19 protein-coding genes are annotated in these 21,315 nt (G+C 40.3%); 6 read left to right on the top strand and 13 right to left on the bottom strand.

Features of this window, described 5'->3' with window-relative positions; translation table 11 throughout:
* Positions 1–129: 129 nt before the first annotated feature.
* The 3 genes from IE080_RS14710 to IE080_RS14700 all read right to left on the bottom strand — a co-directional run bounded on the left by IE080_RS14710 (position 130) and on the right by IE080_RS14700 (position 2,602).
* Positions 130–750 carry a thioredoxin family protein gene (locus tag IE080_RS14710; RefSeq protein ID WP_189584201.1) on the bottom strand — a complete coding sequence of 207 codons (621 nt, stop codon included), beginning with the start codon at positions 748–750 and terminating at the stop codon, positions 130–132.
* A gap of 6 nt (positions 751–756) precedes the next feature.
* Entirely contained in the window at positions 757–1,248 is a 492-nt protein-coding gene (locus IE080_RS14705) for a TlpA family protein disulfide reductase (RefSeq protein WP_189584198.1), read from the bottom strand.
* Positions 1,249–1,690: 442 nt separating this feature from the next.
* Positions 1,691–2,602: a M28 family peptidase gene (locus IE080_RS14700; protein ID WP_189584195.1), complete on the bottom strand. Its 912-nt coding sequence runs from the start codon at positions 2,600–2,602 to the stop codon at positions 1,691–1,693.
* Between the two features lie 72 nt (positions 2,603–2,674).
* On the opposite strand from IE080_RS14700, the gene IE080_RS14695 reads away from it, so the two are divergent.
* Positions 2,675–3,664: an NTPase gene (locus tag IE080_RS14695; protein ID WP_189584192.1), complete on the top strand. Its 990-nt coding sequence runs from the start codon at positions 2,675–2,677 to the stop codon at positions 3,662–3,664.
* Positions 3,665–3,730: 66 nt separating this feature from the next.
* On the opposite strand, the gene IE080_RS14690 is transcribed toward IE080_RS14695, so the two are convergent.
* From IE080_RS14690 to IE080_RS14675, 4 genes are all read right to left on the bottom strand, one after another.
* Positions 3,731–3,988 (bottom strand): DUF6952 family protein, encoded by a 258-nt coding sequence (locus IE080_RS14690; RefSeq protein ID WP_189584188.1) that lies wholly within the window; start codon positions 3,986–3,988, stop codon positions 3,731–3,733.
* Positions 3,969–4,283, bottom strand: a complete 315-nt coding sequence (locus tag IE080_RS14685) for a thioredoxin family protein (protein ID WP_189584185.1) — start codon at positions 4,281–4,283, stop codon at positions 3,969–3,971. The genes IE080_RS14690 and IE080_RS14685 overlap by 20 nt, the downstream gene beginning before the upstream one ends.
* 87 nt (positions 4,284–4,370) lie before the next feature.
* Positions 4,371–4,940, bottom strand: a complete 570-nt coding sequence (gene yjjX / locus IE080_RS14680; RefSeq protein WP_189584182.1) for an inosine/xanthosine triphosphatase — start codon at positions 4,938–4,940, stop codon at positions 4,371–4,373.
* Between the two features lie 69 nt (positions 4,941–5,009).
* Positions 5,010–5,717 carry a YebC/PmpR family DNA-binding transcriptional regulator gene (locus IE080_RS14675; protein ID WP_189584179.1) on the bottom strand — a complete coding sequence of 236 codons (708 nt, stop codon included), beginning with the start codon at positions 5,715–5,717 and terminating at the stop codon, positions 5,010–5,012.
* Positions 5,718–5,805: 88 nt separating this feature from the next.
* Between IE080_RS14675 and IE080_RS14670 the strand changes: the two genes are divergently transcribed.
* Positions 5,806–7,146, top strand: a complete 1,341-nt coding sequence (locus IE080_RS14670; RefSeq protein WP_189584176.1) for an NAD(P)/FAD-dependent oxidoreductase — start codon at positions 5,806–5,808, stop codon at positions 7,144–7,146.
* Here IE080_RS14670 and IE080_RS14665 read toward each other — a convergent pair.
* A complete protein-coding gene (locus IE080_RS14665; protein WP_189584173.1) occupies positions 7,134–7,574 on the bottom strand; it encodes a gamma-glutamylcyclotransferase family protein in 441 nt (146 codons plus the stop codon). The two genes, IE080_RS14670 and IE080_RS14665, sit on opposite strands and share 13 nt — an antisense overlap.
* 355 nt (positions 7,575–7,929) lie before the next feature.
* On the opposite strand from IE080_RS14665, the gene IE080_RS14660 reads away from it, so the two are divergent.
* Complete coding sequence (locus tag IE080_RS14660) at positions 7,930–8,445, top strand: DUF4890 domain-containing protein (protein ID WP_189584170.1); 516 nt, start codon at positions 7,930–7,932, stop codon at positions 8,443–8,445.
* A gap of 89 nt (positions 8,446–8,534) precedes the next feature.
* Here the strand turns inward: IE080_RS14660 and IE080_RS14655 are convergent, their stop codons facing one another.
* From IE080_RS14655 to mutY, 5 genes are all read right to left on the bottom strand, one after another.
* The gene (locus IE080_RS14655; protein ID WP_189584167.1) at positions 8,535–10,010 is read right to left on the bottom strand and encodes a glutamate synthase subunit beta; all 1,476 of its coding nucleotides are present in this window, start codon (positions 10,008–10,010) and stop codon (positions 8,535–8,537) included.
* A gap of 1 nt (position 10,011) precedes the next feature.
* Positions 10,012–14,499, bottom strand: coding sequence for a glutamate synthase large subunit (gltB, locus tag IE080_RS14650; protein WP_189584164.1), 4,488 nt, complete (start codon positions 14,497–14,499; stop codon positions 10,012–10,014).
* 394 nt (positions 14,500–14,893) lie between these two features.
* Entirely contained in the window at positions 14,894–16,243 is a 1,350-nt protein-coding gene (gene gldE, locus IE080_RS14645; protein WP_189584161.1) for a gliding motility-associated protein GldE, read from the bottom strand.
* 64 nt (positions 16,244–16,307) lie between these two features.
* Positions 16,308–16,763 (bottom strand): single-stranded DNA-binding protein, encoded by a 456-nt coding sequence (locus tag IE080_RS14640; protein WP_189584158.1) that lies wholly within the window; start codon positions 16,761–16,763, stop codon positions 16,308–16,310.
* Between the two features lie 51 nt (positions 16,764–16,814).
* Positions 16,815–17,888 (bottom strand): A/G-specific adenine glycosylase, encoded by a 1,074-nt coding sequence (gene mutY / locus IE080_RS14635; RefSeq protein ID WP_189584155.1) that lies wholly within the window; start codon positions 17,886–17,888, stop codon positions 16,815–16,817.
* Positions 17,889–17,997: 109 nt separating this feature from the next.
* On the opposite strand from mutY, the gene IE080_RS14630 reads away from it, so the two are divergent.
* The 3 genes from IE080_RS14630 (at position 17,998) to IE080_RS14620 (ending at position 20,948) form a co-directional block, all read left to right on the top strand.
* The gene (locus IE080_RS14630) at positions 17,998–18,357 is read left to right on the top strand and encodes an HU family DNA-binding protein (protein ID WP_262893061.1); all 360 of its coding nucleotides are present in this window, start codon (positions 17,998–18,000) and stop codon (positions 18,355–18,357) included.
* A gap of 21 nt (positions 18,358–18,378) precedes the next feature.
* On the top strand, positions 18,379–19,197 hold the full coding sequence (locus tag IE080_RS14625) for a tetratricopeptide repeat protein (RefSeq protein ID WP_189584152.1): 819 nt from the start codon (positions 18,379–18,381) through the stop codon (positions 19,195–19,197).
* Between the two features lie 179 nt (positions 19,198–19,376).
* Positions 19,377–20,948 carry an Rne/Rng family ribonuclease gene (locus IE080_RS14620; RefSeq protein ID WP_189584150.1) on the top strand — a complete coding sequence of 524 codons (1,572 nt, stop codon included), beginning with the start codon at positions 19,377–19,379 and terminating at the stop codon, positions 20,946–20,948.
* The last annotated feature ends 367 nt before the right edge of the window (positions 20,949–21,315 follow it).

Genomic DNA, 21,315 nt, shown 5'->3' with positions numbered 1-21,315 from the left:
GGTTGTCTTATTTCTATCTTTCCTCTAGCCGAATTTAGACCTGGCAGGTTTTTAAAACCTGCCAGGTCTCTTTCTCCTCACTGCTCACTGCCAACTGTTCACTTCTAACTGCTCACTGTTCACTGCTAACTACTCCGTTTTTGTCCACTTAATCGTGCAACCAATCGCTTTAGTGGTAGTCACGGCGATAGACTGACCAGCCATAATAGCGGACATGGCATCCTCCACATAACGCTTAGTGACGGCACTTGCATCTTGGTAGTTGTTGTCAATAGCTCCGATGTATTTTACAATGAAATCATTTCCTTCCTTGTTAAGTAGGTACACATGAGGCGTTCTGTTTCCTCCGTATGCTTTGATGACTTCTTGAGTTTTGTCATACACATACGGGAAAGGGAAATTCTTTTCTTTAGCTCTTTCCTGCATTTTTTCGAAGCTGTCTCCAGGAGATACCTTGTCGTCATTAGGATTGATAGCGATTACAGGATAACCCATAGCCGCATATTTATTATGCAGGTCTATCATGCGGTCTTCGTAAGCCACCACATATGGACAGGTATTGCAGGAGAAAATAACAATAGCTCCTTTGATGTTGGACATTCCTGCTAGGGAAACCATGCTTCCATCCACATTTTTCAAAATGAAATCGCTGGCTTTATCACCAATTTGATAACCTGACTCCTGAGCCTGTACGCTAATGGCAAGCACAAGCGCCAATGCTAAGGAAAAAAGAACACGTAGCTGTTTCATAGGATTTTACTTGAGTTTTTGTATGATAGATTTTAATTCGTTTTCATCGACTTCACCTTCATGAAAGTACTTGCTTCCATCTGGTTTGATAAATAGTGTAGCTGGAATAGCACCCGACCAACTTGGATCAACCTTATCAATCCATTTATTGTAATCTACATCATTTAGTAAGTACACAGGTGCTTTTACGCCCCTCCGCTCAATAAAGTTGGTAACACGCTCCGGTTTTCTACCATCGTCCATAGAGATAAAAATTAATTCTATGCTCGGATCCTCAGCTTGTACGTTTTCAAAGTAAGGCATTTCCTTTACACATGGAGCACACCAAGTAGCCCAAAAGTTGTACACTTTAATTTTTGGGCTGGAATCAGCCATCATTTTTTCAAAGTCATCAAAGGTGATTATTTCAAAAACCGTAGGATTGTTACTCGATGCATTTTCAAGATTGGCAACACCAATCCAAGTCCACAGGAAGAAGTATGCAAATAGAATTTTCATCGTTAAAATTGTACTATTCGAATTAACTTTAAGATAATAAATCAAGCGCTAAATTCATTTTTCTGTCATCAACCGACGAAAAAGGTATAGCTGGGAATGGTCTCCAAATTTTATTTTATTTTTAAAATTACCGAACCATTACTAATGCCAAACGTGTGAAGCCAATTTAGGTTTAACCGTTTATAAAAAAGGCCTCATACGCATCGTATTCAAAGGGTTAAAAAAGCAAGAAAAAATTATCCACATTTATCCACATTTATCCACACTACTGATTTTTAAACACATAATCTCCTGTATTTCAATTGTTTAAGTGATATCAAGGAAAGGTGTTTTTGTGGATATCTCCTTGGAAATGAGATTTTTAAATTTTCAAAACCCAAGTTGAAGGTGGATAAATGGGCGTATCAAAATTTTATTTGCTTTTGATGGTTCTTGGATAAATCTAAAGTTTTTCATCCAAGGAAATCAGGGCATTTAAAATTAAATTAACAGCATTAACAAAGAACTCAGGCTGTATATTTTCAAAGGTATCGGTGACTTTGTGATAGTCCTCATGATCATCTACCCCAAAATATATAAATGGAACTCCTTTTCGGTGAAAAGCAGCATGGTCAGAAGCAAAAGTCCAATCCTGAAGACCATCGATTTCCTTATTATCATGCCCCATTTTCAGTTGAACAGCTTGACCTTTGGTAAATGGTTCGATTATTGGTTTCAATTGGGGATACCTGTTGGTTCCCACAGCCCACAATACATTCTCATCACTTCTGCTGACCATATCCATATTGATGCAAAGGGCAACCTGCTCCATTGGGAAAGGAAAATCTGCCACTAAAGCTTTTGAGCCATGATGCCCCATTTCTTCTGCATCTACTAAGGCAAAAAGCATGGAATGTGCAGGTCTATTGCCAGCAAAATATTCAGCAAGTGCTAAAACAGCCGCAGTACCGGAAGCATTATCGTCAGCCCCTAGAAACACTTGATCATTTATCTTACCCAAATGATCGTAATGGGCCATTACAACTATGATTTTTTCACTCGAAGAACCTGGAATAAAGCCGACTAAGTTTGCTGCATCCTCGTAAGCAGTCATGGTACCCCCTCTATTTGTTTCAAAATCAAAAAACTGGGTAAAATCTTCGAATTGAGAAGTCAGTTGAAGTTCACGAAACCGGTCCCGGATATATTCTCTTGCCATCATACTTCCCTGAGACAATGGTTTTCTTCCTTCAAGTTTTTCAGATGCTAAGTACTGCAAATCTTGAAGGAGGCGCTCTGAGTCAATTTTTTGGCCGAAACTTTGATGATTGAAAGAAATCAACAACAGCAATAGAAATCCGATTAATCTTTTCATATAATTTATTTACTTTGTTCGTTGTGTATATTCGTAAAATTACTGACATCTCTTACTTCTGCCTACATTGCAATGAAATATCTTTTAACTAGTATTCTTCTTTTTACCTTTTACAGCCAATTGTATGCCCAAGGAGGAATACCGGAAGAGTTTTTTGCAGGTAAGACAGTTGTACTGATTTCTAACTCCCCTCAAGCGCGCCCAGTGGCTACATGGCAGGAGTTGGCAGAAACCATCCACCCTGCCTTAAAAGAAGCAGGAGGAGATCCGGTAGGCTATTACGAATTGGAGCGATTGACCTTATCAGAGGAAACACAGGCCGGATATGCGGCAGCATTTACCAAGCGTCAAATCAGTACAGTCGCTATTTTAACGCGAAAACCGAATGGATCATTATTTTTACATATTGGCTCCTTTAGCAACAATAAACAGATTATCGGCTCTTCATCATTATGGGGTATAGAGGCCCCAACCCTAGAAGAACTAGTGGACCAATTAATCGCTATCGGGAGAACAGTCCGCAGCAAAAACTTCCTAGTACTGGATGTTCCGGAGTTTTTGGGAGGTGAACAGGCGATGGCTTCATCTACTGCGCGAAGATTTTTGCCAAGAAACCCGCTCAACTTAGACGTGTTCAAATTAGGGGTTCGTTTGGCAAGTGGAACTTCAGAAGCTGGTGTTTTAGCTAATTTCCGCTATGATTTGTTGGGTAAAAGCGAAGCAAGTATTTTGGCTGAACAGGCAGAAGAACGTAATAGTTTGGAGCAGATTTTTGGAGAATATTATCCTTACCAAGTAGCATACCTTACCACAGCCAAAACAGATCAGGAATTGATTGCTGACCGCGTACAGTTCCAATTGATTAAAGTAGAAGGGAGAGAGGCAGACTTACTTCAAAGTATGGGCTTGCCAGTAGCGGATCCTGAAAAAAATAATCGTATAGTAGTGAAATATTACATACGCCTAATTGTACGGGATGAATTATACATTGGACCTACCTGGGATGCTGACCCTAATTGGCGAGTGGCCCTGACCAATTTCCTACGGAATTTACGACAGTAAAAAAATAAAGCCCCAAAAGGGGCTTGTTAGCATTCATTGTATTAGGGTGACAAACAACTTCAGCTTTTAGTTATCTATTGAACCTGTAACGCGTTTCATAAATGCATTCAAGGCTTCTTTTTTATCTTGACCTGATTTAATCATTTGATTAACTTCTAAAGAACCGTAAAGGTTTGAAATAAGTTCACCAATGACTTCCAGCTCCTCGTCCTTCAATGCAGGACTATCTGCAAGGTGCTCAAGTAGTTCTAGGGTTTCATTTACCCAGTCCTCGTCATTAGCTTCGACAAAAGCTAACACATGTTTAATTAGAGGCAATCTCATGAACCAAGCTTTTTAGGATTTCTTCTTTATTCGTTTGATTTTGGTTGACCAAGGTGCCATTCTTGAAAGCAGCAAAGGTTGGCAAGTTGGTTACCTGTGCAAATTTTCTGGATTCTGGAAATTTCTCTGCATCCACATAGATGAATTTAACATCTTCAAACTCACCAGCAAGCCTTTTCATTTTTGGCTTCATAATACGACAATTGCCACACCAAGTAGCTCCGTATTGTACAATAACTTTTTCATTATCAGCAAGAAACTGCTGTAGCGTATCGTTTTCTAATTCTTGTAGCATCTTCGTTTTAGTAATATGAGACTGCAAAATTACTGTGTATACAATGGAAAAACTAATTGATAAAATCTATGCATTATAGGCAGCTTTTTAGTAAATCTCTGGATTCAAGAATGGAATTAAAGCCAAAATAACAGCCGGTGTGTAATAATTTTTCCTATCAATCCGCTCATGGGTCAAAATACCCACAGCTCCATTTCCCGTCTTGGAATTTTCTCGCTGGAAAAACTGATCATCAGCTTCCCCTAACTCCATTCCCCCCTTTACAAGGGCTGTTATTGCCGGAGGCAGGAAGAATGTCGCTGTTTTTGCTTTTCCAATTTTTCCAGATTTATCGATGATTACTACCCAAGCAAAGGCTTGCATTTCATCGCCGATTTCCTCAATTCCACCCTCTATACCTACCCAGTAATCTGCTTCGGGGAAAACAGCTTTGGAATTCACAGCCCTGTTCAATGCACCTTGGTAAGTCTCCTGATCACCAACAGGTTGGTTGGAAACTCCAGAGCCAACATTGAGTCCTTCGATTAGGAATGCGTCATCAAAAGCCTGGTGAAAGGCTGAGTCGGTGCAGCTGATCTTTACAGGGTTTTTACTGCCAACTATGATTAAAAACTGTCTTTTTTCTGATTGAATGTTTTTCCGTTTGGGAAATGCCATGAGTAAATAAGTGTGAAAGGTATTCTGACTGAGCTATGATTGCTTATTCAGAATACCTTGAGGTGAAAATTAGGCCATATTGGTGAAGACTTGATTGACATCGTCATCGTCTTCCAGCCTTTCAATTAGTTTGTTGATTTCTTCTTCTTGCTCGGGAGATAGCTCAACGGTAGTAGCAGGGAACCATTGGAAATCGGCATTGGTAATGTCAATATTTCGATCTTCCAGTGCTTTCTGCATGCGTCCAAAGTCTTCAAATGCCGTATATACGAAAATCTCGCCTTCGTTTTCTGCAATTTCATCCAATCCAAAGTCGATCAGATCTAATTCCATTTCTTCCAAATCGAACGCTCCTTGGGCAAATCGGAACACAGCCTTCTTATCAAACATAAAACTCACCGATCCTGATGTACCTAGAGAGCCACTGGATTTGGTGAAATAGCTTCTAATGTTAGCAACTGTTCGGTTTGTATTATCTGTCGAGGTTTCAATGATGACTGCTATACCATGAGGTCCATAGCCTTCATATACGATTTCTTCGTAATTCTTTTCGTCCTTATTGGAGGCACGTTTGATAGCTGCTTCTATCCTATCTTTTGGCATAGCAGCTCCTTTGGCGTTTTGAATTACAGTTCTAAGCTTGGTATTATTCGCTGGGTCAGGACCGCCTGCTTTGACTGCCATGACTATCTCCTTACCCAAGCGGGTAAAAACCTTGGACATCTTACTCCAACGTTTAAACTTTCGTTCTTTTCTGAATTCAAATGCTCTTCCCATCGTTTGTATTTGTTTAAAAGCTCGGTAAAATTAAGAAATCTTTTATATTTGTTTATACCATTTCATTTTTACACTCAAATCCATCTATATGAGCACTCCCTTAACTCCTATTCCGAATATTAGTAAGCCTGTATATAAACGAATCGTAATTGTCGGAGGAGGGTTTGCCGGATTAAAGCTGGCCCAAAAACTATCGCACACAGGTTATCAGGTGGTATTGTTGGATAAAAACAATTACCACATGTTTCAGCCCTTGTTGTATCAGGTGGCCACAGCAGCCTTGCCTCCGGATGCAGTTTCTTTTCCATTACGAAGAGCTTTTCACAAAACACCCAATGTCATTTTTAGAATGGCGGTCGTGCAACAGATTAAAAAAGAAGAAAACTTACTGTTGACAAATCTGGGCACACTTAGCTATGACTACCTAATTTTATCCCAAGGAGCAAGCACCAATTACTTTGGCAATGCAAATGTCCACAAGTTTTCTGCTCCGATGAAATCCACTTCAGAAGCCTTATACATTCGAAACAAAATCATTTCCAACTATGAACGGGCGGTTAATATTGCCGATCCTGAGGAGCGTAAACCGATTATGAATGTGGTCATTGTTGGGGGTGGTGCTACAGGGGTAGAATTGGCGGGGTCTATTGCAGAACTACGAAACAAAGTTTTGCCTAAAGATTATCCTCAACTTAGCTTTCAGAATATGCGGGTAATTTTAATTGAAGCAGGTCCATGTCTTTTGGCTGGATTGAAGGAAAAATCACGGGACAAAGCACTGGAGTATCTCCAAAAGTTAGGAGTAGAAGTCATGTTGCACACCATGGTGACGGATTACGATGGATTTACGGTTCAGTTAAAAGACAAACCTTCGATAAAAACGGTCACTTTGTTATGGGCAGCGGGAATCAAAGCCAATACACTAGAGGGAATCACTGAAGATCAAAAAGCTCCAAATGGCCGCCTGTTGGTCAATGAATTCAACCAATTGAAAGGATCAGAAAATATCTTTGTAGTGGGTGATCAATGTGTATTGATCGATGAAAAATACCCCAAAGGACACCCACAAGTTGCCCAAGTAGCGATCCAACAAGCCTCAAATTTGGCAAATAACCTTAAGTATGAGCTCAAGGGGAAACCTTGGAAGCCATTTAAGTATAGAGATCTAGGCTCCATGGCAACTGTTGGTAAAAGTATGGCAGTAGTCGATTTACCTTTTGTAAGTTTTAGAGGGTTTTTTGCATGGTTTGTATGGCTTTTTGTTCATTTAATGGCCATTTTGGGTGTTCGTAATAAATTGGAAATTTTACTTACTTGGGCATGGAAATATCTTTCGTTTGATCCAAGTTTACGTCTATTAATCAGGCCTCGCTACGTGAAAGAATTCAAACGAAAATGGATGACCGAAGAGCCTGATTATGAGATCTGAGATTTCTTCTTGATTTCTGCAAGATAAGCTTCGGAGATTCCTTGGGCTTTCCCTCCCTTGAGAATGGTCTCCACATAATCCTGTTTCGGAATGAGACCCTCCCTACGAATTCCGGACTGAAAAGTGTATGCAGTAATAACTTCAGTATTCAACAAGACTTCCTTCTCTATAAAATCATAACCAGGTTCAGAATTGAGGAAATACGCTACGGAAGATTCAGAAATTTGAAACACCAAGCCAATTACTTGAGCCTCACTTTTCTCTTGAATATTTGCCCGTGCACTTCCATCTGGATTAGGATAACTGAATTCAAATTCATGGTCAGCTAATATGCCAATTCCTATAAAAGTTGGCTCCTCTGGAAGCCTCCCATTTAACGTCGCAATATCCAGATTACTGGCATAGCCAAAGTAGTAGATGTTTTTCATGAAGTGTGTATGTTAATTTTCAAAATTTAAAGAAAGATCATTTTGTACAAGGTACCACGAACCAAGAACCAAGTAGGGATTCTGGTTGTAAAAATGTGAATAGGTAATCCACCATAAACGAAGCTGTTGACAGTCGTCCGTCGACTGTTGACCTCTAAATACTGGCGTCGACCTCGCTCAGCAACCGATCAAATCACTCCCCCCTTCTTAACCTTTCTTAACACTTTTAACCATAGCCTACTTTAAACCTCTTCAGTTTTGCTTAGTCTAATAAGTATAAATCGCATACAGAATGGCTAATCCCGGGTAATGCTTTCTTGCGAAGATGTTTCACAAATACCAAACTATTGAAGCCATGAACAAGCTATTATTGATTGCCACGATGTTATTGATTTCTTTTGCGGGTTTTGCACAAAGAGGTCCAGGACCAAACCAAAATCCTGAAGAAAGGGCTAAGCGAATGACCGAGCGGATGTCGGAACAATTAGCGCTAACTGCAGAACAGCAAGAGGCTGTATATGCAATTAACTTAGAAAATGCCACCAAAAGGCAAGCAGAATTTGAAGCCCGCCGAGAGGAGCGTGAGCAAATGCGGTCAAAAATGATGCAGCAGCAACGCGCTCAAAGAGATGCCATCCAAGAGGTCTTAACTCCTGAACAAAAGGAAAAGTGGGAAGAAATGCGTGCCCAAAACCAACAGCGAAGGGGACAAGTGCCTCAAATGCAAAACCGTGAAAGACAAGGTGAAGGGCCTCGCATGCAAAACCGCAGAGGATGGAGTGAAGAAGGGGCACGTCCACAAGGAAAGCGTTCCCAAGAGCGTAAAAGAAAAGGACCACCAACAAGTAAATTAAACCCAATAATGAATTAGTTTTAACGATAGATTGCCGCATACAAACAAAAAAGTGAGACCAATGGTCTCACTTTTTGATTTTGGGTCTGTTAACTAAACTAAATCTCTTACTCAGCAATGAAGCGTTCTTCTACTTCATAATAACCTTCATCTTTTTTGGGAAGTGTGGAGCTTCCCATGAGGTACTCATCCACAGCCACTGCGGCTTCTCTTCCTTCGGATATTGCCCATACTACCAAGGACTGCCCTCTACGCATATCTCCGGCCAAAAATACTTTTGCATTTGTGCTTTGGTAGTTTTTGGACTTAGGCAAGGTATTTTCGTATTGTTTTACACCAAACGCTCCTAAAAGCCCATTATCCGCAGGACCTGTATAGCCAATAGCAATAAATGCTAAATCACAATCAATCGTCCGCTCAGTACCTGGAATCTCCACAAATTGCATGCGGCCATTTTCCTCTTTCCACTCAAGATCAACCAACACCAATCCCGTTACTTCTCCCTGTGCATTTCCAACAAATTCTTTGGTCAAAATAGAAAATACCCGTTCGGCACCTTCTTCATGAGAACTAGAAGTCTTCAAGGTCATGGGCCATTCCGGCCAAGGGTTTAATACTGTCCGTTGTTGCGGTGGCTTAGGAAGGAGTTCTAATTGAGTAATGCTTTTGGCCCCATGTCTATTAGATGTACCGATACAATCTGAACCAGTATCACCACCTCCAATGACGATTACATGCTTGTCTTTGGCATGAATGGGATTTTCTTCCAATTCACCACCAATTACCTGGTTTTGTTTGCCCAAGAAATCCATAGCAAAATGAACCCCTTTCAAATCAGAACCTTTGATATTGAGGGATCTTGGTTGTTGTGCTCCGGTGGCGATGAGGACAGCATCAAAATTCCGTAAAATATTTTCAGCCTTGATATTGAAGCCTACCTCTGTTCCATTACTGAAAATCACACCTTCTGCTTCCATCAGTTGGATACGGCGATCGATGACCCATTTCTCCAATTTGAAATCAGGTATACCATATCGCAGAAGGCCTCCAGCTTTTTTATCTTTTTCAAAGACAGTTACTTCGTGACCTGCTTGATTGAGTTGATCGGCTGCAGCCAATCCTGCAGGGCCTGAACCAATCACTGCTACTGTTTTGCCAGTGCGGGTTTTGGGAGGATTAGGCTTGACCAAATCCATTTCGTAAGCCTTTTCCACGATTGATTTTTCTATCAACTCGATAGCTACAGGATCTTTGTTGATTCCTAATACGCACGAAGACTCGCAAGGTGCTGGACATATCCTACCTGTGAACTCTGGGAAATTATTTGTGCTTTTCAAAATAAAATAGGCTTCTTCCCATTCATTCCTATACACAGCATCGTTAAACTCTGGAATTACATTTCCTAGAGGACAACCCTGATGACAAAAGGGCACCCCACAGTCCATGCACCTTGCGGCCTGTTTCGTTAACTTATCTTGATCAAAATCCTGATATATTTCTTTGTAATCGTTAATTCGTTCTTGCGGGGGACGCGATTGGGGCAATTCCCGCTGAAACTTCATAAATCCGTCTTTAGCTCCCATCTTATACCAATGTTGAAGTTTTTTCTAATGCTTTTTTTCGTAATACCTCTTTGTAATCCCTTGGAATTACCTTGATGAATTTTTCCTTGTACTCGCTCCAGTGATCCAAGAATTCAGTGGCCAAGCTACTAGCAGTCAGCTGCTGATGTACCTGCAATTTGGATTTGATGGTAACAAAATCATCTTCATTCAAAGGATCCAAGTCCACCATCTCTGTATTGATGAGGTATTCGTACTCCTTGAGTATATATGCTATACCTCCGCTCATACCGGCAGCAAAGTTTCTACCGATTTCACCTAAGTTGATCACAAGTCCACCTGTCATATACTCGCAGCCATGATCTCCGATACCTTCTATCACGGCTTGTACGCCGGAATTTCTCACACAAAAACGCTCTCCACCTTTTCCGTTGATATAGGCTTCGCCTGAAGTGGCCCCGTAGAATGCTACGTTACCGATGATGATATTTTCATGGGGTACAAAAGAGGCATTCCTACTAGGATATACGATCAACTTGCCTCCTGATAATCCCTTACCAAAATAGTCATTGGATTCACCTTCCAGTTCGAAAGTCACACCTTTGGTTAAGAAACCACCAAACGTCTGTCCTGCCGATCCAGTAAACTGAAAATGGATGGTATCTTCTGGTAAGCCCGGACTTCCGTAGATTTTTGAAATCTCATTGGAGAGCATTGCGCCTACTGTTCGGTCTGTATTTTTTATTTTAAAACTTCCTTGAACAGGATTGGCTTGCTCCAAAGCTGGAATAGCCGCTTCTAATAGCTTCCTATCCAAGATTTTTTTCAATTCAAACTCTTGATCAATCTGCTTGTGGATGCCTACATGATCAGGAACCTCTACTTTATGGAAAATAGGGGACAGATCTAGTTTATCCCACTTCCAATGATCCATGTGGCCTGTTTTCAAGACATCCGACTGTCCGACCATTTCGTCCACAGTTCGGAAACCTAGTGAGGCCATGATTTCACGAAGGTCTTGAACCAAGAATTTGAAATAATTCACGACATGATCTGGATCACCCGTGAATAATTTTCTTAACTCAGGGTCCTGCGTAGCAATCCCTACCGGACAAGTGTTGAGATGGCATTTACGCATCATGATACATCCTTCCACAACCAAGGCTCCTGTAGAGATCCCCCATTCTTCTGCTCCCAATAAAGTTGCAATGGCTATATCCCTACCTGTTCGTAGTTGCCCATCGGTCTGTAAGACCACACGGCTCCTCAGGTTATTTTTTACCAGCGTTTGGTGGGCTTCAGAAAGACCAAGTTCCCAAGGTAAGCCTGCATGTCGAATAGAACTCAAAGGAGATGCACCTGTACCTCCATCCGCACCGGAAATCAAAATCACATCTGCCTGTGCTTTGGCTACACCTGCTGCAACCGTTCCTACACCTGCTTGTGATACTAATTTTACATTGATGCGGGCTCTGCGATTAGCATTTTTTAGGTCATAGATCAGCTGAGCCAAATCTTCAATCGAATAAATATCGTGATGAGGTGGAGGGGATATCAATCCCACACCCGGTGTCGAATGTCTCACTCTCCCGATCCAGTCATCTACTTTATGGCCTGGCAACTGTCCGCCTTCTCCAGGCTTGGCACCTTGAGCCATTTTAATCTGTAATTCTTCAGCGTTAGTCAAGTAGTTGGAAGTTACCCCAAATCTACCGGAGGCAACTTGCTTAATGGCCGAACGCTCCCAATCACCATTTTCCTTTCTTTTGAATCGGATCTCATCTTCCCCACCTTCCCCACTGTTGGATTTTGCACCGATTCTGTTCATGGCTATAGCCAACGTAGCGTGTGCTTCATGTGAGATCGAACCAAAAGACATAGCTCCTGTGGCAAAGCGCTTCAGAATTTCTTCTTCAGGTTCTACTTCTTCTAGTGGGATTGAAATCCGTTTTTTGAATTCAAACAGTCCGCGAAGTGTTAGCGCATCCTTTGTTTGTTCATTGATTTTTTGAGCGAATTTTTTGTAGAGCTCATAATCTCCCAATCGGGTAGACTTTTGAAGTAAATGGATGGTTTCTGGATTGAATAAGTGTTTTTCACCTCTTCGCTTCCATTGGTATACCCCGCCCGTTTCTAGTACAGTGCTTTGTGTCTCATGGGCAGCTTGATGGCGAATCAACACTTCCTCCGCCAGTTCATCAAAAGAAATACCGGAGATTCTACTGATCGTACCTTTGAAGCATCTGTCTATTACCTCTGGACCCAAGCCGATTGCCTCAAAAATTTGTGCTCCTTGGTAAGATTGTAAGGTACTGATACCCATTTTGGATAATACCTTCAATAAGCCTTTACCCAGAGCATCTTGGTAGTTTTTGAAAAGTTGTTTTTGATCGAGCATTTTGGTAAGCAAACCACGCTCATTCAAATCAGCTAAGGTTTCCAGTGCCAAGTAAGGGTTGATGGCGGAAGCTCCATACCCGATTGCTGTTGCAAAATGGTGTGTTTCTCGGATATCTCCTGATTCCAATACCAACCCTGCTCGGGTACGCAGCTTTTTCTTCACTAAGTGATGATGTACGGCACCAATAGCCAATAAGGAAGGAATCGGTGCTTTTTGCTCCGTTGAATTTCTATCGGAAATGATGATAATATTTTTTCCTGCATAGATGGCGCCTTCTGCTTCTTTGCATAAGTTATTTAATGATGTCAGCAAGCTACCAGGTTCATGATTCGCTTCAAAATGGGAGGTTAAAGTCACAGCTCTGTATCCATGTTCCTCCAGATGTTTGAGTTTCTCTAGGTCCTCATTGAGCAATACTGGCTGGGAAATATGAATCTGTCGGGTATGACGGGGCGTTTCTGCCAAAATATTGTGACTTTCTCCAATTCGGGTAAACAAAGACATCACTAACCGTTCCCGAATCGGATCAATTGGAGGGTTACTTACTTGGGCAAAAAGCTGTTTGAAGTAATTAGATATATGCTGGCTTTGTTTGGACAACACAGCCAACGGAGTATCCGCACCCATAGAACCGATTGCCTCATAAGCGGTATCACCCATAGGGGATAATACAACCTTGATTTCTTCAGAAGTATATCCAAAGATTGTCTGACGCTTCTTGAGGTTTTCAATGGAGTAGGGATGTTCCAATTTTTTAGGATCTGGCATTAACCGGAGCTTTAAGCGCTCTTCATTGACCCATTTCTCATAGGGCTTATTGTCGCAAATGCTCTTTTTGATCTCATCATCAAATAAAATTTTGCCATTGACCAAATCAGCCATCAACATTTTACCTGGACTGATCCTTCCTTTTTCCACAATACTTGCTTCGCGGATAGGTAAAGCACCAGCTTCAGAAGATAAGATCAGACGATCATCTTTGGTGATAAAATATCTCAATGGGCGCAATCCATTTCTATCCAAGGTGGCTCCCAGCGATTTTCCATCTGTAAACAGCAATGCCGCCGGACCATCCCAAGGTTCTACTAATGCTGCATGGAACTTATAGAATGCTTTCCGCTCTTTATCCATCAATTGATTGTCCTGCCAAGCTTCTGGCACGAGCATCATCATCACATGCGGAAGCGGCCGACCACTTAAGGTCAACAATTCTACCATAGCATCTAAGTTGGCCGAGTCAGAATTATGCTTGTTGGTGATGGGGAGTAATTTGGAAAGCTCATCATCTGAGAAATGTACCGATCGCATAAGCGTTTCCTTGGATTTCATTTTGTTGAGATTTCCACGGATAGTATTGATCTCTCCATTGTGGGAGAGGTAACGGAAGGGTTGTGCCAATCGCCAATTAGGAAAGGTATTGGTAGAAAACCGGGAATGCACTACGGCCAAAGCGGAGCTGATATGCTTGTTTTGAAGGTCCTTATAAAAAGGTAATACCTGATCAGTTCTTAACTGGCCTTTATATATAAGTGTCTCCGAACTGAAGCTCGCAAAATAAAACGATGAGTTAACCCCAGGAATACTGGAGTTGATCGTTTTGGTCGCATAATTTCTTAATACATAAAGCTTGCGCTCTAGATCGATATCCTGCAAGCCATTTTTATGGCTGACAAATACCATTTCAATGTTTGGCATCACATCCAGCGCTCCCGAACCAGGGACAGTCTCATCTACCGGAACTTCCCGATAACCTAGTAGCTTGAAATCTAATTCTTCAAGTATGGCATTGAGTTGTGCTTTTGATTTTTTGTAGAGTTGTTTGTTCTTTGGGAAAAAAGTCATCCCTACTCCATAACTTCCTTTTTCGGGTAGCTCAATTCCTCCTCTTTTACAGATTTCCTTAAGAAAGTTATGTGGAATTTGAATGAGGATGCCAGCGCCATCACCGGTTTTAGGGTCACTGCCCCGACCACCTCGGTGTTCCATGTTGCTGAGCATAAATAATGCATCGCTGATGGTCTCATGTGATGCCTCCCCCTTCACGTTCACAACCGCCCCTATGCCACAGGCGTCATGTTCAAATGCTTCATCGTATAATCCTTTACTCATCACAGAATATTTAATAGGTTTCTTTAATTTGGTTGCAAAAAATACAAAAAAAATTACTTTTTTTAAAATCTAGTTAACCAAATATCCTATTTGATACGGCTTATTCATCAAAATAGACTTTCGATTGATAAATAGAAAAAATCAAATTAGTCTTATAATTCAACCCATATCGAGTAAATTTATGTTACAACAGCATATACTGGTTTAATTTTGATGTTGATATTCAAAAAATTGTGATTGAATCGTAAAAAATGGTTTAAAGAAATTTTTTTCGAAATCATAAAAATTTTTTAATTCTGACTTCCTATAAAGCATTGCTTTCACAAGGGTTAAAAAATCAACTTCTAAAATTAAATTTGGTAAATCGGAGTTTTTACAAAATCAGTATAGTTTGTTAATCTTCGTAATTCCCTAATTTATCCGGGTACTTGTCCAGCATAGACACTTTAACCTTTTTGATTCTTTTAGTATCTACAGCAAGGATGGTGAACTCAAAAGTTTCAAACTGAATTTTGGAGCCATTTTTTGGGAGATTGGCGTTTAATTCTAACAACAAGCCTCCAAGCGATTCACTTTCTCCTTTAACTTCATCAAATATCCCTTGGTCCAAATCTAACTTTTTGCAGAAATCATTCAAGGAAACTTTGCCTTCAAATATAAAGGTGTTGCTGTCAATCTCTTTGAAATAAAAATCTTCTGGATCATCAAATTCATCGTTGATTTCTCCAATAATTTCTTCAATCAAATCTTCCAAGGTTACAAGTCCGGAAGTACCTCCATACTCATCCACAACTATTGCCATGTGGACTCGCTTTTTTTGAAAATCCTTAAGAAGGGTATCTACCTTTTTATTTTCTGGGATGAAGAAGCTTTTCCGTAACAGTTTCTGCCATTCGAAAAATTCATCCTTCTCAATATAGGGAAGTAGGTCCTTGATATAGAGAATGCCTTCCACATTATCGATCGTTTCTCGATAAACAGGAATTCTGGAGTAGCCTGATTTATTGATTTTATCCATCAATTCATGAAAATCGGTATCGATCTCCACGGCAGTGATTTCCATTCGGGAATGCATTACCTGCTTCACGGTCAACGTGCCAAAATTTACAATGCCTTTTAAGATGTCTTTTTCGCTTTCGGTGCTTTCTTCACTTGTGATCTCCAAAGCCTGATTCAATTCATCCACGGAAAGCGCATAGCCTTTTTTTTCTATCCTGCGTTCGATTATATCACTGAACCTCATTAAAAGGAATGATAGAGGACTTAAAAGTTTGGATGCAATAGTAAGTGCTGGCGCCATCAAAAGTGAAAATTCCTTTTTGGCCTTCGTAGCATACACCTTTGGTACAATTTCACCAAAGAATACAATACAGAAAGTTACACCGATCGTTTGTCCTAAGAGTATTGCAATTCCCTTGGCATCAGTCCCAAATAAATCCCAAACAAAAAAAGTTGTCAAGGTAACTAACGCAATATTGATCAGATTATTGAGAATTAATATGGTACTCAATAGCTTCTTGGGAGCTTCAATAAGTTTTTTTGCTGTTGGATAACTTGGATGCTGCTCTTTTTGTAGCTCATCTACATCATCAGCATCTAAAGAAAAAAAGGCGACTTCAGAACCTGATACTAAGCCAGAAGAGATTAATAGCAGGATAAAAATCAAGCCATTTATCAAAAGGTAGCTAGTTGAAACATGTACAGTTTCAACTAGCGACAAAAGACTCGGGTATGGGTCGTCCATCTAAATTCAAAATTGATATTTGCAAAATTAAGCAAATAAAAAGCAAAAGTTCAAACCCTTAAGCTTAGAATGGTAAATCATCGTCCTCCTGAAGCGGTTCTGGTGCAGAAGATGCCGGCTGCATAGGTCTATTTTGAGGCTGACTTTGTTGGTAGCCACCTGATTGAGCGGGAGCTCCTCCTCCATCTTGTCTGGAGTCAAGCATGGTCATATTTAAAACCCTGATACGTACTTTTCTTCTGTTATTTCCCTGCTCATCCTGCCAAGTATCGGTTTTTATTTTCCCCTCTACATAGATTTTGCTTCCTTTTTTTAAATAAGATTCTGCAATCTTGGCCAAACCGTCCCAAAGCTCCAAATCATGCCACTCGGTATTGTCAATACGGTTACCACTGCGGTCTTTGTAACTCTCGGTAGTGGCCAAACTTACATTAGCAACTACTTTGTCGCCTTCCAAATGCCTCACTTCTGGGTCTGAACCCAAGTTGCCAACCAAAATAACTTTGTTTACTCCTGCCATCGTTTCAATTGTTTAAATGTTTAACAAAAATGAATCCCTAAAATATACGGATTATTCCTCACCGTTCAAATACCTTAAAATCAATCGGGACTTTCCTAAGTTTTCAAAAGTCTCGTTTGATACCAACTGCCAATTTTGTGCATGGGCCCACTGTTTCAGCTGCTCCTCATGCGCTTTTTCAAATTCGAACCTCACAAAGTTGGCAAAAATTCTTTGATGTGACAGGATATGTTTGAATACTTGTGAAGAATCATGGACAACTTGTGTCGGAATAATTTCTAAGTCTTCTAAAATTCCTTTATTAGTAAGTTGAAGCTCCTCTTTTTGATTAGTTTCTACCAAAGGAAATTCAAATAATCCCTCCCAAATATCTTTTGGCCCTCTTTGACGAATAATTACCTGATCTCCGCAAGTGATTTGATAGTATTGAAAATATCGCTCCTTTATTTTCACTTTATTTATTTTGACAGGCAGGTCTTGGACCAAATTGTTGGTAAAGGCCACACAAGATCGCACGAGCGGACAAGTGTCGCAATTTGGTTTGTTAGGCGTACAATGCAGTGCTCCAAATTCCATAATTGCCTGATTGTAACTTCCCGCTTTGCTTGGAGGAAGTACTTCATTGGCTAAGACTTCAAACTCTTTCTTGCCTGCATGGCTAGCAATATCTGTAGCAATTCCAAAATACCTGGCAAGCACTCTAAATACATTTCCGTCGACCACCGCAACGGGCTCATCAAAAGCAAACGAGGCAATGGCTGCTGCAGTGTAACTACCCACGCCTTTTAGTTTCAGCAATTCTTTGTAGCTAGTAGGAAAGCTTCCTCCGTATTCGTTTACCACTTGCTGGGCACAAAAGTGGAGGTTTCTAGCACGGGAATAATATCCTAATCCTTGCCATAAGCGCATGATTTCTTCACTGGGAGCTGCTGCCAAGTCCTCTACTGTTGGGTAATTGGCTAAAAATTTTTCAAAATAAGGTAGCCCTTGAGCCACTCTTGTTTGCTGTAAAATGATCTCAGATAACCAAATGATGTATGGGTTTTTAGTGTTTCTCCATGGTAAATCCCGCTTATTGGTCTCAAACCATTGGAGAATATTGTGTGCAAAGGCGTTTGTACTCAAGGCGATACGTTTGTTTGATGTGAAGATAATGTTAAACAATTCAATCTAATTTTGGGCTTTTTGTTTTTATATTGAATTGCTTCCTTTAAATTTGCAGTCCCAAAAATAGTTGGTTAATAGCTGGTTAAGCTTATTCGATAATAATTTAAATTCAACAACAGTGACTAAAGCAGAAGTAATCACCAAGATTTCGGAAAAAACTGGAATCCAGAAAGACGATGTGACTCAGACAGTTGAGGCGTTCTTCAAAGTGGTAAAAGATTCCATGGCAGAAGGAGAAAATATTTACGTGAGAGGTTTCGGAAGCTTCATCAATAAGAAGAGAGCAAAGAAAATTGCACGTAATATTTCTAAGAACACTGCGATTGTAATCGATGAGCACTATGTGCCAGCATTCAAGCCTTCCAAAGTGTTTATTGAGAAAATCAAAAACAGCAAAAAAATTAAAGAACTAGCTCCACAAGACTAATTTGGAGTAAAAGTCCTGCTTATGAAAAAGTCACAGATCATTGCTATCGTTATCGGAGTCGTTGCTATAGGTTTGTTGTTTTCACTGCCTAGAGTTATTGTCAAAAATGATGATGGTGAATCGGCTATTTCAGAAGCAGGCAGTTCATCTCCTTCTGGTATGGAAGATTTGCACAATGCCCCAATTGCCCCCGAGGCGCAGGAAGCATTGCAACGCATTTCTGAAAAACTCAACAAGGAAAATGATTTAGAGCGTTTCGCAGCGCTTACAGATACGCTTGCATCTTTATATTCTCAGGCAGGTAAATTTGATTCTGCGGCATACTTCTTAGATAAAGCTGCGGACAGGATACAATCCTTGGAGCGCTTCGAAAAAGCTGGTATTGCCTACTATGAAGCCTACACATTTGCATTGAATGAAGAAAAGGTTGCTTATCTTGCGGACAGAACCCGTTTCTTTCTGAATAAAGTACTGGATGAAAATCCTACCCGTTCGGATTTGAAAACAAGAGTGGCCATGACCTATGTTTCTTCATCCAATCCAATGCAAGGGATTACCATGTTGCGTGAGATATTGGACGCAGATCCCACTAATGAAGATGCCCTTTTCAATATGGGAATCTTATCGATGCAATCTGGTCAACACAGAAGAGCTGTAGAGCGCTTTGAAGAGTTGGTCAAGCATCATCCTGCTAATATTCAAGGTCAGTTTTACTTAGCCGTAAGCTATTTTGAATCTAAGCAAAATAATAAAGCAAAAAAGCAGTTTCAGGAAGTTAGAAACATGAGCACGGATCCTATGATTTTGGCAAGTGTGGACAGCTACTTGGAAAGACTATAAAATTATTGTTCCACGTTAAATCTTTAAAACTATGCCTTGCGGTAAGAAAAGAAAAAGACATAAAATCGCTACGCACAAGCGTAAAAAAAGACTTAGAAAAAACAGACATAAGAAGAAGTAATCACTTCTTCTTGTTTGATTTCTAATCAATCGTATTCACATAAACAAACAAGACCAATTTGAGCACAGAATTAGTAATTGATTCTGCTCAAAACGGAAGTCGGATCGCTCTTTTAAAAGACAAAAACTTGGTTGAACTCCACTCTGAGGGTGGAGAAAACCAGTTTAAAGTTGGAGATATCTACCTAGGTACAGTCCGCAAAATCGTCAATGGGCTAAATGCTGCCTTCATCGACGTGGGGTATGAAAAGGATGCATTTTTGCATTACCAAGACCTAGGACCGCAGATCAATAGTTTGAATAAGTTCACTAAATTGATCAAAAACAATGGGTATGCTAATTTCAATTTCAAAAACTTTGAGCTAGAGCCTGATATCGAAAAGCTTGGAAAAATTTCCAACGTCCTTTCTAAAAATCATCAGATACTGGTGCAGGTGGTAAAAGAACCCATCTCCACCAAAGGTCCACGACTTTCCTGTGAGCTCTCCTTGGCAGGGCGGTACATTGTACTTGTACCCTTTTCGGACTCTGTAAGTGTTTCCAAAAAGATCAGAAGTGCAGAGGAGCGCAAGCGACTTGTTCGCTTGATCACCTCGATCAAGCCAGCCAATTTTGGCGTAATTATTCGTACAGTAGCTGAAGGCCAATCCGTGACTGAGTTAGACAAAGATCTAAGAAATCTTGTGACAACTTGGGAAGATGGTATCAAAAAGCTTCACAAAGCGAAAAGTTGCGACAAGATCATAGGAGAAATGAGCATGGCTTCCTCGATTATTCGAGACCTGCTCAACGAATCATTCGATGCAATCACCGTCGAAGACGAATTGATCTATGATCAAATCAGATCTTACATCAGGAGTATAGCCCCTGAAAAAGAAAAAATTGTTAAGCTTTACAACGGAAAAGCGAAGCTCTTTGAAAATTTTGGAATAGAAAAGCAAATCAAAAGCTTGTTTGGACAGACCATCAGCCTTCCTCAGGGAGGTTATGTGATCATCGAACACACAGAAGCATTGCATGTGATCGATGTCAACAGTGGTAACAAATCCAATCAAGAAAGCGACCAAGAAACTACAGCATTAAAAACTAACTTGGTTGCTGCCAAAGAAATTGCCAGACAGTTGCGCCTCCGGGATATGGGAGGTATCATCGTGGTGGATTTCATAGACATGAAAAAGGCTGATAATAAAAAAGCCATTTACGATGCTATGAGAGAAGAAATGCGCGATGACAGGTCCAAACATACCGTCCTGCCGTTAACCAAATTCGGTTTAATGCAAATTACGAGGCAGCGCGTGAGACCTGAAGTCAATATTGTCACTAAAGAAGTCTGTCCTTCATGTAACGGAACAGGCAAAATCCAAGCATCTATCCTAGTTGCAGATCAGCTAGAAAAAGACTTGGAACACATCGCTACTATCCAAAATGTATCAAACATCCACATTGGACTTCATCCATACCTGTATGCGTATTTTACTAACGGTATGATTTCCAAACGCGTGAAGTGGTTTTTCAAATACTTTAAGTGGGTTAAACTGATTAAAGATTCCTCACTTCCGGTGACGGAGTACAAATTCCTGGACGAATCAGGAGAAGAAATAGAACTACAAGTAAAAAGCGAGGTTGATTAACCTCGCTTTTTTTATGATTCCTTTTTTTTAAGTAACTGTGTTATGAGTAAGCCAACACCTCCACCAAATCCTGCTCCACTTAAAAACCCTAGTAAGTCAGTTTCGTGTGGTATGATTATAGGGGTAAGGAACCCAGCGATTATCAAAAATAAGGCAAGGAGAATGATCTGCGATTTTTTCATGAAATTACAAAGGTAAGTTTGATCAACTGATATAAAGTTAAGATAAAAATGTTATTTTAATTAGGTGATATATTACGTGCGCCCTTTCAAAAAGTTTTTCAACATCTGATCTTTACAAAGTATCTAGTGTGTTTGCCTTGGTTTACGGAATAGGGTATTCATTTCTTGCTTTCTGAACTTAAAAA

The sequence above is a fragment of the Mongoliitalea lutea genome (assembly GCF_014652135.1).
GTDB lineage: Bacteria > Bacteroidota > Bacteroidia > Cytophagales > Cyclobacteriaceae > Mongoliitalea > Mongoliitalea lutea.
The sequence above is the reverse complement of the archived record's forward strand: the minus strand, read 5'-3'. Positions and strand labels throughout refer to the sequence as shown.

What these genes read in the sequence shown, in the direction of transcription:
- IE080_RS14710 (WP_189584201.1), bottom strand. Translation starts at nt 750, where the DNA reads ATGAAACAGCTACGTGTTCTTTTTTCCTTAGCATTGGCGCTTGTGCTT.
- IE080_RS14705 (WP_189584198.1), bottom strand. Translation starts at nt 1,248, where the DNA reads ATGAAAATTCTATTTGCATACTTCTTCCTGTGGACTTGGATTGGTGTT.
- IE080_RS14700 (WP_189584195.1), bottom strand. Translation starts at nt 2,602, where the DNA reads ATGAAAAGATTAATCGGATTTCTATTGCTGTTGTTGATTTCTTTCAAT.
- IE080_RS14695 (WP_189584192.1), top strand. Translation starts at nt 2,675, where the DNA reads ATGAAATATCTTTTAACTAGTATTCTTCTTTTTACCTTTTACAGCCAA.
- IE080_RS14690 (WP_189584188.1), bottom strand. Translation starts at nt 3,988, where the DNA reads ATGAGATTGCCTCTAATTAAACATGTGTTAGCTTTTGTCGAAGCTAAT.
- IE080_RS14685 (WP_189584185.1), bottom strand. Translation starts at nt 4,283, where the DNA reads ATGCTACAAGAATTAGAAAACGATACGCTACAGCAGTTTCTTGCTGAT.
- yjjX (WP_189584182.1), bottom strand. Translation starts at nt 4,940, where the DNA reads ATGGCATTTCCCAAACGGAAAAACATTCAATCAGAAAAAAGACAGTTT.
- IE080_RS14675 (WP_189584179.1), bottom strand. Translation starts at nt 5,717, where the DNA reads ATGGGAAGAGCATTTGAATTCAGAAAAGAACGAAAGTTTAAACGTTGG.
- IE080_RS14670 (WP_189584176.1), top strand. Translation starts at nt 5,806, where the DNA reads ATGAGCACTCCCTTAACTCCTATTCCGAATATTAGTAAGCCTGTATAT.
- IE080_RS14665 (WP_189584173.1), bottom strand. Translation starts at nt 7,574, where the DNA reads ATGAAAAACATCTACTACTTTGGCTATGCCAGTAATCTGGATATTGCG.
- IE080_RS14660 (WP_189584170.1), top strand. Translation starts at nt 7,930, where the DNA reads ATGAACAAGCTATTATTGATTGCCACGATGTTATTGATTTCTTTTGCG.
- IE080_RS14655 (WP_189584167.1), bottom strand. Translation starts at nt 10,010, where the DNA reads ATGGGAGCTAAAGACGGATTTATGAAGTTTCAGCGGGAATTGCCCCAA.
- gltB (WP_189584164.1), bottom strand. Translation starts at nt 14,499, where the DNA reads ATGAGTAAAGGATTATACGATGAAGCATTTGAACATGACGCCTGTGGC.
- gldE (WP_189584161.1), bottom strand. Translation starts at nt 16,243, where the DNA reads ATGGACGACCCATACCCGAGTCTTTTGTCGCTAGTTGAAACTGTACAT.
- IE080_RS14640 (WP_189584158.1), bottom strand. Translation starts at nt 16,763, where the DNA reads ATGGCAGGAGTAAACAAAGTTATTTTGGTTGGCAACTTGGGTTCAGAC.
- IE080_RS14625 (WP_189584152.1), top strand. Translation starts at nt 18,379, where the DNA reads ATGAAAAAGTCACAGATCATTGCTATCGTTATCGGAGTCGTTGCTATA.